Annotated in this window: 12 protein-coding genes; 3 read left to right on the forward strand and 9 right to left on the reverse strand. The window is 69.7% G+C overall.

The window, feature by feature from the left end:
* Positions 1-71: 71 nt before the first annotated feature.
* From ABLI39_RS04700 to ABLI39_RS04720, 5 genes are read right to left on the reverse strand one after another with little or no spacing between them, the layout of a single operon-like run.
* A complete protein-coding gene (locus ABLI39_RS04700; protein WP_349412270.1) occupies positions 72-1,412 on the reverse strand; it encodes an MFS transporter in 1,341 nt (446 codons plus the stop codon).
* Positions 1,409-1,924 carry a winged helix-turn-helix transcriptional regulator gene (locus tag ABLI39_RS04705; protein ID WP_349412271.1) on the reverse strand — a complete coding sequence of 172 codons (516 nt, stop codon included), beginning with the start codon at positions 1,922-1,924 and terminating at the stop codon, positions 1,409-1,411. The genes ABLI39_RS04700 and ABLI39_RS04705 overlap by 4 nt, the downstream gene beginning before the upstream one ends.
* Before the next feature lie 54 nt (positions 1,925-1,978).
* A complete protein-coding gene (locus ABLI39_RS04710) occupies positions 1,979-3,256 on the reverse strand; it encodes a glycosyltransferase family 87 protein (RefSeq protein WP_349412272.1) in 1,278 nt (425 codons plus the stop codon).
* A 6-nt stretch (positions 3,257-3,262) separates the two neighbouring features.
* Positions 3,263-4,450 (reverse strand): cystathionine gamma-synthase, encoded by a 1,188-nt coding sequence (locus ABLI39_RS04715; protein ID WP_349412273.1) that lies wholly within the window; start codon positions 4,448-4,450, stop codon positions 3,263-3,265.
* 17 nt (positions 4,451-4,467) lie between these two features.
* A complete protein-coding gene (locus tag ABLI39_RS04720) occupies positions 4,468-5,853 on the reverse strand; it encodes a cystathionine beta-synthase (RefSeq protein WP_349412274.1) in 1,386 nt (461 codons plus the stop codon).
* Between the two features lie 142 nt (positions 5,854-5,995).
* On the opposite strand from ABLI39_RS04720, the gene ABLI39_RS04725 reads away from it, so the two are divergent.
* A complete protein-coding gene (locus ABLI39_RS04725) occupies positions 5,996-7,129 on the forward strand; it encodes an ArsB/NhaD family transporter (RefSeq protein ID WP_349412465.1) in 1,134 nt (377 codons plus the stop codon).
* Positions 7,130-7,136: 7 nt separating this feature from the next.
* Here the strand turns inward: ABLI39_RS04725 and ABLI39_RS04730 are convergent, their stop codons facing one another.
* A complete protein-coding gene (locus ABLI39_RS04730) occupies positions 7,137-7,559 on the reverse strand; it encodes a VOC family protein (RefSeq protein WP_349412275.1) in 423 nt (140 codons plus the stop codon).
* A gap of 207 nt (positions 7,560-7,766) precedes the next feature.
* On the opposite strand from ABLI39_RS04730, the gene ABLI39_RS04735 reads away from it, so the two are divergent.
* A complete protein-coding gene (locus ABLI39_RS04735) occupies positions 7,767-8,747 on the forward strand; it encodes a DNA-3-methyladenine glycosylase family protein (protein ID WP_349412276.1) in 981 nt (326 codons plus the stop codon).
* A 164-nt stretch (positions 8,748-8,911) separates the two neighbouring features.
* Here ABLI39_RS04735 and ABLI39_RS04740 read toward each other — a convergent pair whose 3' ends face one another.
* Positions 8,912-10,588 carry an AMP-binding protein gene (locus ABLI39_RS04740; RefSeq protein ID WP_349412277.1) on the reverse strand — a complete coding sequence of 559 codons (1,677 nt, stop codon included), beginning with the start codon at positions 10,586-10,588 and terminating at the stop codon, positions 8,912-8,914.
* Between the two features lie 112 nt (positions 10,589-10,700).
* Here ABLI39_RS04740 and ABLI39_RS04745 point away from each other — a divergent pair, with 112 nt between their 5' ends.
* A complete protein-coding gene (locus ABLI39_RS04745; RefSeq protein WP_349412278.1) occupies positions 10,701-10,979 on the forward strand; it encodes a putative quinol monooxygenase in 279 nt (92 codons plus the stop codon).
* Between the two features lie 104 nt (positions 10,980-11,083).
* On the opposite strand, the gene trxA is transcribed toward ABLI39_RS04745, so the two are convergent.
* Positions 11,084-11,491: a thioredoxin gene (gene trxA / locus ABLI39_RS04750; RefSeq protein ID WP_349412279.1), complete on the reverse strand. Its 408-nt coding sequence runs from the start codon at positions 11,489-11,491 to the stop codon at positions 11,084-11,086.
* Between the two features lie 89 nt (positions 11,492-11,580).
* On the reverse strand, positions 11,581-12,126 hold the full coding sequence (locus ABLI39_RS04755; RefSeq protein WP_349412280.1) for an acyl-CoA thioesterase: 546 nt from the start codon (positions 12,124-12,126) through the stop codon (positions 11,581-11,583).
* Between the last annotated feature and the right edge of the window lie 5 nt (positions 12,127-12,131).

The raw sequence follows: 12,131 nt of genomic DNA on the forward strand, positions 1-12,131 counted from the left end.
GCTGCCGCGGGACGGGGCGGGGCGCGCCGGCGGCGGCTGTCCCGGTCCCCGCCGCTTATCCTACCGAGTCCTCAGGCCGGGACCGGGATCCTGGCCTTTTCTCCGGCGTCCTTGCGGATGGTGGCGCTGATGACGGCGGCAATGGTGCACATGGCCGCGGCAGCAAACCAGGCGTAGGTGTACTGGCCGGTGGCGTCCCGGACGGCCCCCGCGGCCAGCGCCGCCGCGGCAGCGCCGAGCTGGTGGGCGGCGAAGACCCAGCCGAACACCACACTGCCGTCCGCCCCGAACACCTGCCGGCAGATCGCGGCCGTCGGCGGCACGGTGGCCACCCAGTCCAGGCCATAGATGACCACGAACACGATCATGCTGGGCTGCACCTCGGCGCTGAGCAGCAGCGGCAACACCAGCAGCCCGATGCCCCGGAACTGGTAGTAGACCGCCAGCAGGATCCGCGGGTTGAACCGGTCCGTGAGCCAGCCCGAGGCGATGGTTCCGAGGATGTCGAAGATCCCGACGACGGCGAGCAGGCCCGCCGCTGTGGTTTCGGCCATGCCGTGGTCGTGTGCGGAGGGAATGAAGTGCGTGCCGATCAGTCCGTTGGTGGTGGCTCCGCAGATCGCGAAACCGGCCACGAGGGCCCAGAACGTGCGGACCCGGCTGGCGCGTTTGAGGACCTGGAGCGCGCGAACGGCGGCGTTCCGGCGGGGCTCCGCCGGTTCCGCCGGTTCGGCCGGCGCGGACGCGGTTGCCGGGGATTCCGGCGGCGCCGCGGCCTCGGCGCCGTAGGGCAGCGCCCCGACGTCGGCCGGTGAGTTCTTCAGGAATTTCAGGACCAGCGGGACCACGGCCAGCGCCCCGGCGGCGATCAGCAGCGAGGCCTGCCGCCAGCCCGGGCTCTGCGCGAGGGCGGCGATGAACGGCAGGAACACCAGTTGCCCTGCAGCACTTCCGGCGGTGAGGATGCCGATCACGAGCCCGCGGCTTTTCACGAACCAGGTGTTCGCGATGGTGGCGGCGAACACCAGCGCCATGGATCCGGTGCCGAGCCCGATCAGCAGTCCCCAAGTCAGCAGGATCTGCCACGACTGGTTGACCAGGACAGTCAGGGCGCTGCCGGCCCCGATCAGCACCAGCGCCACCGAGGTGACTGCCCGGATGCCGAAGCGTTCCATCAGGGCCGCGGCGAACGGGGCCGTGAGGCCGAAGAGTACCAGGTTGATGCTGACGGCCGCCGACAGGACGGTGGTGGACCAGCCGAACTCGTTCTGCAGGGGTACCATCAGCACGCCCGGGGCGGCCCGGAAGCCGGCGGCGCCCACCAGCGCCAGAAACGCGACGGCGGCGACCATCCAGGCCGGGTGCAACCGGCGGTTGACGGGAGGACGGGACGTGGTCCGGGGCGAGCTCATGCTGCTGTTCCGTTCTTCGGGGCCGCCGGAGCCGTGGCGAGGGGTACCGGGAGGTCGGTCCGGGTGAGGCTGTGCCAACTCGTGTTCCCAGCCGTGAGCCTTTCACCGCAGGCCGTGCAGCTGTCCGCTGAGGACGTCCGCTGCCCGCAGCCGCTGTGGACCACGAACATGTGGGCCCGCTCCGACGGCGCTGGCAGGTGCTTTTCGGACCACAGCACGACGGCGTTGAGCACCGGCAGGACGTCCTCGCCCTTGGCGGTGAGCACGTATTCCTGGCGCTGCCGGCCGCCGTCGTCGTAGGGCCTGCGGGTGAGCAGGCCCGCCTCCACCAGGGCCGCGAGCCGCCGGGTGAGGACCGAATCCGCCGCGCCCAGCCGCTCCTTGATGGCGTCGAAGCGGCCGTTGCCGAAGAAGACTTCGCGCAGGACCAGCATGCCCCACGGGTCGCCAAGGATATCCAGGCCGCGGGCCATGCTGCAGGTGCGCCGGGACCAGTCGGATCTAAGTGCCATGCGGACGAGCCTAGCTAACTTCTTTCAAGAAAGCTAGGTGATGCGGCGGATCGGCTATTGGTGCTGGCGGAGGCCCGCGCGGGACGGCCGGTAAGCGAGGGCCCAGTAGACCAGCATGGCCGTTCCGCAGGCCACGCCGAGGCTCGCGAGGGTGAGCTGCCAGGGCGTGTTGGGGTCCTTGCCCCACTCATGTGCCCCGGCCATCACGGCGAGGTACTTGGGCGTGAGGTAGAACGCGACGACGGACGCGGCAACGATGATCCAGCCGGCCAGCCGCATCCGTCCGTTGCGCGAGGGCACCCGGCGGATCGCGAACCCCATGCACGGCAGCGCCACGGCCATCCAGACCCAGTGGTGCGACCAGGACACCGGGCTGATCAGCAGCATCAGCAGGGCGGTGGCGGAGACGGCCACGAAGTTCTCGTCCGCGTCCACCGCCCACTTGATCACCAGCGCTGCCACCGCGGCAAGGGCCAGCACGAGCACCAGCCACACCACGGACGTCACCGGGGAGTCCGGCAGCCCCAGGTGCAGCAGCAGACCCTTGACCGAGAGGTTGTCCACGTAGGCCGGTCCGCCGATCCGCCCGGTGTCCGGCAGAATCTTGGTCCAGAACGTCACCGACGCCGTGGGCAGCAGGGCCCAGGCCAGTGCGATCGAGCCGAAGAACCCCGCGGCCATCCAGCCCAGGGCCTTGAAGTCGCGACGGACGAGGAAGTACAGCCCGAACGCCAGCGGGGTCAGTTTGATCCCCGCCGCGATCCCAATCAGCAGGCCCGCGGGCCAGCGCAGTTCGCCGGCCCGGGACTTCCCGTACAGCGCGAAGTCGGCCAGGATCAGGCCCATCAGGATGATGTTGATCTGGCCGAAGTCGAAGGTGTCCCGCCACGGCCCCAGCAGCAGGATCGCCGCGGTGCCGGCCAGGGCCACGGCCCGGAACCGCCAGTCGGCGGCCGCATCCCGCCAGCGGCCCAGCCCGAAGTAATGCCGGGTCAGCCAGGCGGAGACGACGCCGGCGCCGAGCAGGGCGGAGGCGGTAAAGACGAAGCCGCCGGCACTCTGGCCCAGCGTGGCCATGGCGGCAAAAATCAGTGCGGCGAACGGCGGGTAGGTGAACGGCAGCCCGTCCCGCGGCGCGTACAGCTCGTTCACGCCGGTCTCTCCTGCCTGCAGGACGCGGTTTCCGCCGTAGAAGTAGACCTCGAAGTCGTTCAGCAGCGGAATGTAGGCCGAGTACAGCACCACCAGTGCCGCGACGACGGCGGCGGCGCCGGCCGCCGTCGCGATCCAGCCGCGGGTGGTGGAACCGGCCGCCTTCGAAAGGGTGGTCACCGGAGGCTAGCTGCCCGGCTCAAGGCGCGCGAAGGCCTGCTCGAGGTCCGCGATCAGGTCCTCCACGTCCTCGATGCCGCAGGAGAGCCGGATCAGGTTCACCGGGACTGCCAGCTCGGTGCCCTTGACCGAGGCGTGGGTCATCTCCGACGGGTAGTTCATCAGCGATTCGATGCCGCCCAAGGATTCCGCAAGGGTGAACACGGAGGTGGACTCGGCCACCTTGCGTGCCGCCGCCTCGCCGCCCTTGAACTGCACGGAGACCATGCCGCCGAACTTCTTCATCTGCTTCTTGGCCAGCTCGTGGCCCGGGTGCGAAGGCAGACCCGGGTACAGCACGGCCTCCACCTCGGGGCGCTCCAGCAGCCATTCGGCCACGGCCTGGGCGTTGTCGCTGTGCCGGTCCATGCGCACGCCGAGGGTCTTGAGCCCGCGGGTGGTCAGGAAGGCATCCATCGGCCCGGACACTGCGCCGACGGCGAACTGCACGAAGCCGATCTTCTCGGCCAGCTCCGGATCGTTGACGATGATGGCGCCGCCGACGACGTCGGAGTGCCCGCCGATGTACTTCGTGGTGGAGTGCACCACGACGTCGGCCCCCAGCGCCAACGGGGTCTGCAGGTACGGGGAGGCGAAAGTGTTGTCCACCACGAGGAGGGCGCCGGCGTCGTGCGCCACCTTGGCGAGGGCCGCGATGTCGGTGATTTTCATCATCGGGTTCGACGGCGTCTCCACCCAGACCAGCCGGGTCTTGTTGGCGGCCACGGCCTTGGCGACGGCGTCGAGGTCGGACATGTCCACCGGGGTGTTGCCGATCCCCCACTCCCCCAGGACGCGGCTGATCAGCCGGTACGTGCCGCCGTAGGCGTCGTTGCCGAGCACGATGTGGTCCCCGGGCCGGGTGAGGGCGCGGATCATCGAATCCTCGGCGGCAAGTCCCGAGCTGAAGGAGAACGCGGCGGACCCGCCCTCCAGCGCCGCGAGCTGTTCCTGCAGCGCGTCGCGGGTGGGGTTGGTGCCGCGGCCGTATTCATAGCCGGCCCGGAGGCCGCCGATCCCGTCCTGCGCGTAGGTGGAGGAGAAGTGCACCGGGGGCACCACGGCGCCGGTGCGCGGCTCGAAGGCCTGGCCGGCGTGCACGGCGCGGGTGTTGAAGCCGGCGTTCTTCGCGGAAGAGCTTTCTGGCTGGGACATGGGACTCCTTGGGCTGGTCAGTTGCTGAGGTAGGCGAGGAGGTCGTGGCGGGTCAGGATCCCCACCGGAGCGCCGACGAACGTCACCATCAGGGTGTCGGCGTCGGAGAGGAGTTCGCGGGCGGTGGAGATCGATTCGAGCGAACCGATCACCGGCAGCCGGGCCTCCATGTGTTCGGAGATCTTGTCCGTGAGGTTCGCCTCGCCGCGGAACAGCTTGGCGGTCAGGGTGCGCTCATCGACCGCGCCCAGCACCTCGCCCATCACCACCGGCGGCTCCGCGGACAGCACCGGGATGTGCGAGACGCCGTACTCGTTCATGATGTTGATGACGTCGCGGACGCTCTCGTTGGGGTGGATGTGCACCAAATCCGGCAGCTCGCCGGTTTTGGCCTTGAGCACCTCGCCCACCGAGGCCTCGTCGCCGCTGGCCAGGAAACCGTAGGAGCGCATCCACTGGTCGTTGAAGATCTTTGCCAGGTAGCCGCGGCCGGAGTCCGGCAGGATCACCACCACGACGGCGTCGGCGGGCAGGTCTTTCGCGGCCTGCAGCGCGGCGACGACGGCCATCCCGGAGGAACCGCCCACCAGCAGACCCTCCTCGCGGGCCAGGCGGCGGGTCATGGCGAAGGAGTCGGCGTCGCTGACGGCGATGACGTCGTCGGGCACGGCCTTGTCGTAGTTGGCCGGCCACATGTCCTCGCCGACGCCCTCGACGAAGTACGGCCGACCGGTGCCGCCGGAGTAGACCGAACCGGCGGGATCGGCGCCGATGATCTTGACCACGCCGCCGTCGGCCTCGGGCCGGTCCGCGGAGACTTCCTTGAGGTAGCGGCCGGTGCCGGTGATGGTGCCGCCGGTGCCGGCGCCGATCACGCAGTGCGTGACCCTGCCGTCGGTGTCCTTCCAGATTTCCGGTCCGGTGGACTCGTAGTGGCTGGCCGGCGCGGCCGGGTTGGAGAACTGGTCCGGCTTGAAGGCGCCGGGGACCTCGGTGACCAGGCGGTCCGAGACGCCGTAGTAGCTTTGCGGGCTGTCCGGGGCGACGGCGGTGGGCGTCACCACGACTTCGGCGCCGTAGGCCTGGAGCACGGCGCGCTTGTCCTCGCCGACCTTGTCCGGGACCACGAAGATGCAGCGGTAGCCCTTCTGCTGGGCCACGAGCGCCAGCCCCACCCCGGTGTTGCCGGAAGTGGGCTCCACGATGGTCCCGCCGGGCCGGAGCTTGCCGCTGCGCTCCGCATCTTCGATCATCTTGGCCGCGATGCGGTCCTTGATGGAGCCGCCCGGGTTGAGGTATTCGAGCTTCACCAGGACCGTCGCGGCGATGCCGTCGGTGACGTGGTTGAGTTTGACGAGCGGCGTGTTGCCGATGAGGTCCAGGACGGACTGGGCGTACTTCATAGGTACAAAGTTACCGTCTGCAGCAGCCGGAGTCGGATTCAGTCACGTCGCGTGGGCGCCGCAGCCCCGCGGGTGCGACGATAGGGCGGTGAAGCGAAGGTCCTGGTTGAAGCCGCTGAGGAGCTATCTGGTCCCCGGCGGCATGCTGCTGGCCGGGGCCGCCGCGCTGGGCACCGGGCTGCTGCCTTGGCCGGCCTTCGAGGAACTCGCCGGCCGCACGGTCCCGGTGCTGGGGTTCGTGGTGGCCATGTCCCTGGTGACGGAACTGGTGGACGACGCCGGGCTGTTCCGGGCGGTGACCGACCGCCTGGCCGCGCTGGGCCGGGGCCGGGTGCTGCTGCTCTGGTTCCTGGTGATCGCGCTCGCTTGCGTTTCCACCGTGTTCCTCTCGCTCGATACGACGGCGGTGCTGGTCACCCCGGTCGTGGTGCTGCTGGCCGTCCACGCCCGGATCCCGCCGCTCCCCTTCGCCCTGACCACCATCTGGCTCGCGAACACGGCCTCGCTGCTGCTTCCTGTCTCCAACCTGACCAACCTGCTGGCGCAGTCCCGGCTGGGCCTCAGCCCGGCCGCCTTCGCCTCCCTGGTCTGGGCCCCGGCCCTGGTGGGCGTCCTGCTGCCCCTGGCGCTGCTCTGGCTGGCCTTCCGCAAGCAGCTGCGGGGCAGCTACGGTCCGCAGCCGGCCCACCAGGTGCGGGACCGGGTGCTGCTCTACGCCTCGGCCGGCGTGATGCTGGTGCTGCTGCCGGCCCTGGTGTCCGGAGTCCCGGTGTATCTTCCCGCCGGCGCCGCCGCCGCGGTCCTCCTGACGCTGTTCCTGTGGCGCCGCCGGTCAAGCCTGCGCTGGTCCATGGTCCCGTGGCGGCCGCTGATGCTCACGATCGGATTGTTCATGGTGGTGGAGGCGCTGCACGCCAACGGCCTGGCCAGGGTGCTGGGCGGCGTCGCCGGTTCCGGGGACAGCCTGCCCGCGCTGCTCCAGTTGGCGGGCCTCGGGGTGGGCGCGTCGAACGCGGTCAACAACCTCCCGGCGTACCTTGCGTTGGAGCCGGTGGGAGGCTCGCCCGTGCGGCTCGCGGCGCTGCTGATCGGCGTGAACCTGGGTCCGCTGGTGACGCCGTGGGCGTCGCTGGCCACCCTGCTCTGGCACGAACGGCTGCGGGCGCTCAACGTGGAGATCCGCTGGGGCGGCTTCGCGCTGGCCGGCCTCGCCGCCGTCGTCCTCACCGTTCCCGCGGCGGTCGTGGCGCTGTGGCTGGTCAGCGGGATGCACTAGGCGCCCCTCACGCGCCGAGGTCGTTCCCCGCCTCCCCTGTTGTTTCCGGCGCTGGAGCTGCGTTCTGCCAGAGCCCCACGACGTTGCCCTCGGTGTCCTTGAAATACGCGTTCCAGCCCATCCCGGGGACCTCCATCTTGCCGCGGTGGACCGACCCGCCGCCGGCCACGATCTGCTCCAAAGCGGCGTCGATGTCCTCGACGTCGACCGTCACCACCGGCGCCGTCAGGTCGCCGCGGCGGAACAGGCCGCCGTTGATGGAGCCTGCGACCGCCGGACGGCCCTGCTCGTCCATCGGCGTGGTCATCGCCAGGCTGTATTCCATCTCCGGCATGACTTGGAAACCCCAGCCGAACACCGAACTGTAGAACTCCCGGGCTCGGTTTTCGTCGTCCGCCGGAAGCTCGAAGTGCACCACTCCACCAGCCATCACACTCTCCTGACACTCAAGGGATCCGTTCCCGGGCGGGCGCGGAACTCCGTGCCCCAGCCGGATTCTAAGCCCGTCACGGGGCGGCGGTTAAGGGCCGTTGGACCCGCGGCTCCCTGCCGCCGGTGGGCCCCGGCGGCCTCCGGGAGCGCCCCGCGGGCGGTCCCGGATGCCCCCGACGCGGGCCGGGCGTGGGAACATATTTGGATGACCACCGCAGAGCTCCCGGCCGGCGCCGCAGCCGCGGCGGACGCCTCGCTGCGGTGGCACCCGGGCGGCCCCTACGATCTCCTGCAGACCCTTGGCACGCTCCGCCGGGGCCACGGCGACCCCTCGATCCGGGTGGCGCCGGACGGCTTCTGGATGGCGTTCACGACGGCGACCGGCCCGGCCACGCTGCGCTTGGCCAGCACCGGCCCGGCGGCCGCACCGGTGATCGAGGCACGCGCCTGGGGACCGGGTGCAGAGGAAGCGGTCCGGGCCGTTCCGCGGCTGCTCGGCCGAGACGACGACTGGACGGCCTTCGACGAGCCGGCTTTCCACGCCTCCCTCCCCCGCATGGTCGTCGACGCCCGGCGCCGGAACCCCGCTGTCCGGCTCCCTTCGACCGGCCGGATGATCGACGCGCTGGTGCCCACCGTCCTCGAGCAGAAGGTCACCGTGATCGAGGCCCGCCGGGGCTACCGCTACCTGATGTACCGCTTCGGGACCCCGGCCCCCGGCGCCGGCACCGTGGCGCCGGCGGATCTCCGGGTTCAGCCCACCGCCGCGCAGTGGCTGCGCATTCCGTCCTGGGAATGGCACAAGGCCGGAGTCGGCCCGCAGCGCTCCGACACCGTCATGCGGGCGCTCCGCTCCGCCGCCGCGCTCGAACGGCTGGCGGTGCTGCCCGCCGCCGAGGCGGCCGCGAGGCTGCAGACGCTGCCCGGGATCGGCATCTGGACAGCGGCCGAGGTGGTGCAGCGCACGCACGGCTGCCCGGACTCAATCGCGGTGGGCGACTACCATCTGGCCGCCTACGTCGGCGCCGCCCTGACCGGGCGGAGGACGGACGACGCCGGCATGCTGCGGCTGCTCGCCCCCTGGGCCGGCCACCGGCAGCGGGTGGTGCGCATGATCGGCCTCAGCGGCTTCCGCAAGCCGGTCTTCGGCCCGCGGATGACCATCCAGGACCACCGGAACCACTGACCCTCGCCCAAGCAAGGCGGCACCGACTGCGCTCCGGGGGCACTTTGGCACGGACACGCCGCCAACCGGGCCGCCGACGTCGTCCTTGGCCGCCAAAGTGCCCTCGGACGGTCCACGGCGCGAATCACCGCCCCAGCCCCGGCCAGCCCCGGCCCGCGTTGCTTTTAGAGACCCAGCCTCGCCACGGCCTCCTGGCGCATGTCCACCTTGCGGATCTTGCCGGAAACGGTCATCGGGAAGCTCTCGCGGACGTCCACATAGCGCGGGATCTTGTAGTGCGCCAGCTTCCCGCTGCAGAACTCCGCAAGGGCCTCAGCGTCCAGCGGGGCGGCGCCGGGCTTGAGGATGACGCAGGCCATGAGTTCCTCGCCGTAGCTGGCATCCGGGACGCCGATCACCTGCACATCCTGGATGTCCGGGTGGGTGTAGAGGAACTCCTCGATCTCGCGGGGGTAGATGTTCTCGCCGCCGCGGATCACCATGTCCTTGATCCGGCCCTCGATCACGAGATAGCCGTCCTCGTCCATCCGGGCCAGGTCCCCGGTGTGCATCCAGCCCTCGGCGTCGATCGCCTCCGCGGTTTTGTCCGGCTGGTTCCAGTAGCCCTGCATCACGGAGTAGCCGCGGGTGCACAGCTCGCCGATGTCGCCCCGTTGCAGCACCTCACCGGTCATGGGGTCCACCACCCGGCTCTCCAGCTGCGGCATGGTCCGGCCCACCGTCTGGGTGCGCTGGGCCAGGGTGTCTCCGTCACGGGTCATCGTGGAGACCGGCGAGGTCTCCGTCATCCCGTAGCAGATGGCGACGTCGCGCATGTTCATCTCGGCGATCACCCGGTTCATCACCTCGATGGGGCACAGCGAGCCGGCCATCACGCCCGTGCGCAGGGTGGACAGGTCGTACGAGGCGAAGTCGGGCAGGGCGAGCTCGGCGATGAACATGGTCGGTACGCCGTAAAGCGAGGTCCCGCCGAAGTCCTGCACCGCCTCCAGGGCCGCGGCCGGGGAGAACCCGCGCCCCGGGATGATGGTGGCGGCGCCGTGGCTGAAGGCGGCCAGGTTTCCGATCACCATGCCGAAGCAGTGGTAGAACGGCACCGGCAGCACCACCCGGTCGTGCTCGGTATACCCCAGCAGCTCGCCGATGGAGTAGCCGTTGTTGAGCAGGTTGTGGTGCGTCAGGGTGGCGCCCTTGGGGAAGCCGGTGGTGCCCGAGGTGTACTGCAGGTTGATTGGATCGTGCGGATCCAGCTCGGCCATCCGCGCCTTTAGGCCGGAATGCGCGACGTCGTCGGCCCGCCGCAGCAGTTCGGCGTATGTGCGCTCCGCCTCGCCTTCCGGGACCCCGGCAGCGAGGCCCGGCTGGCCGCCGTCGGGCAGGAATACCAGCTCGCGCAGTTCGGGGCATTCGGCCAGGGCGCGGCGCGCCATGCCGGTGTAGTCGCTGTTCTTGTCCGAGGGGGCCGCCACCAGCATCCGCATGCCGTTCTGCCGGACAACGAACTCAAGCTCGTGGCTGCGGTAGGCCGGGTTCACGTTGACCAGGATGGCGCCGACCTTCGCCGTGGCGTACTGCAGGATGGTCCACTCGGCGCAGTTCGGGCTCCAGATCCCTACCCTGTCGCCCTTGTCGACGCCGACGGCGAGCAACGCGCGAGCCAGCCGGTCGACGTCGTCGTTCATCTTGGTGTAGCTCCACCGCCGGGCTTCCCCGCCGGGGATGGCCGCGGCCTCGATCAGGGCGTCGTGGTACGGGAACCGGGCCACGATCCGCTCGAAGTTGTCGCCGATGGTCTCGTTGAGCAGCGGGACGTCAGTGTCCCCGGCCGTGTAGGCAAGCATGGTGCGACGCTACCAACAGCCCGGCGGCATGAGAAGGGCAAAGCGTGGAAGTCCTAGGAAATCTTGTGCACATGCTGCGGTGCCTCGGCGTCCGCCGGGTAGGGTGAAAACCATGAGCTCACCCATTGACCTGCAGGCCACCTTCATCCCCAACGAGGGCGAATTCTTCCGCGTGAAGTTAGCCCTCGAGATCGCCATCGACGAGGTGGTCAACGAACCCGGCTGCCTCCGGTACGAGCTGACCGAGGCCTCCGAGGACAAGCTGGTGCTGACCGAGCAGTGGGCCTCGCAGGAGGACCTGGACAGGCACGCCAAGGGAACCGCCCTCCAGGACCTCAACGAGTCCCTGAGCGCACTGCTGGCCGAGCCTGTGAGGCTGGAACGGCTCTAAGGCGCCCCCGCCCCCAGCACAAACGCGGGGTCACTTCGCGCCGGTTCATCCCTCGGGGATGGGCGCGGAGTGACCCCGCGTTGTTGTAGCTAATAGGCCCGAGACTAGACGTCCGGGATCTGGGTGCCGTCCTGCTGGGAGGCGGCCGCCTCGGCCTGGGAGCGCGCCACGTGGGCGTGGACTTCCTCCATGTCCAGGGCCTTGACGGCGTCCACAACCTGCTCCAGCTGCTGGGCGTTCAGCGCGCCCGGCTGGGAGAACACCAGCACCTTCTCGCGGAAGGCCATCAGGGTGGGGATCGAGGTGATGCCGGCCTCGGCGGCAAGCTGCTGCTCCGCCTCGGTATCCACCTTGGAGAACACGACGTCCGGGTGCTTCTCGGAGACGGCGGAGTATGTGGGGCCAAACTGCTTGCACGGGCCGCACCATTCGGCCCAGAAATCTACAAGGACAATGTCGTTGTCCTCGACGGTCGATGCGAACTGTTCACCTGTAATGTCTACGGTTGCCATGGGTTCAACGGTACGCGAGCCTCCCGTGAAAGTCCCCCTCGTTTCGCTGTTGGCTCATCCCGTCCGGGCCCGGGGGCCACGTCCTGAGATCAGGCCCAGACGTGCGGGGCCGGACGGCGGGCGCCGGGAAGGGCGTTGGTTTCGCGCCAGTCGTGGATCCACTCCGGCAGTTCCAGATCCCCCGGCGGCGCACCGAACTCGCTGATGATCTCTTCCTGGCTGACGGGCTTGCCCTTGCTGACCAGCCGGGTGGCGATGTGCGCGCGGGCGTAGATTTCGCCGTCGGCCACCATCCGCTGTTCGAAGTAGATGGCCTTCTCATCCAGCCCGATCACTTTGGTCTCGATGGTGTACTGCTGCCACAGCTGCAGGGAGCGGCGGAAAGCGATGGTCTCCCCAGCCACCACCGGCGTCCAACCCCGCCGGCGGATGGCCTTCCAGGTGCCGCTGCGTGCCATCAGGTCAAACCGGCCCAGGTCCATCAGCGAGAAATACATGCCGTTGTTGACATGCAGGGCGATGTCGATGTCCGTCGGCAGGACACGCAGCGGCAGCGACGACGCATCCCAGATGCTCAGCGGGGAGCGCCGGGCGGACGTGATGAGCAGGAGGAGGGTGCGGAGGAGCAGATGCATGGAGC

The sequence above is a fragment of the Pseudarthrobacter sp. B907 genome, from assembly GCF_040137805.1.
Taxonomy (GTDB): Bacteria; Actinomycetota; Actinomycetes; order Actinomycetales; family Micrococcaceae; genus Arthrobacter.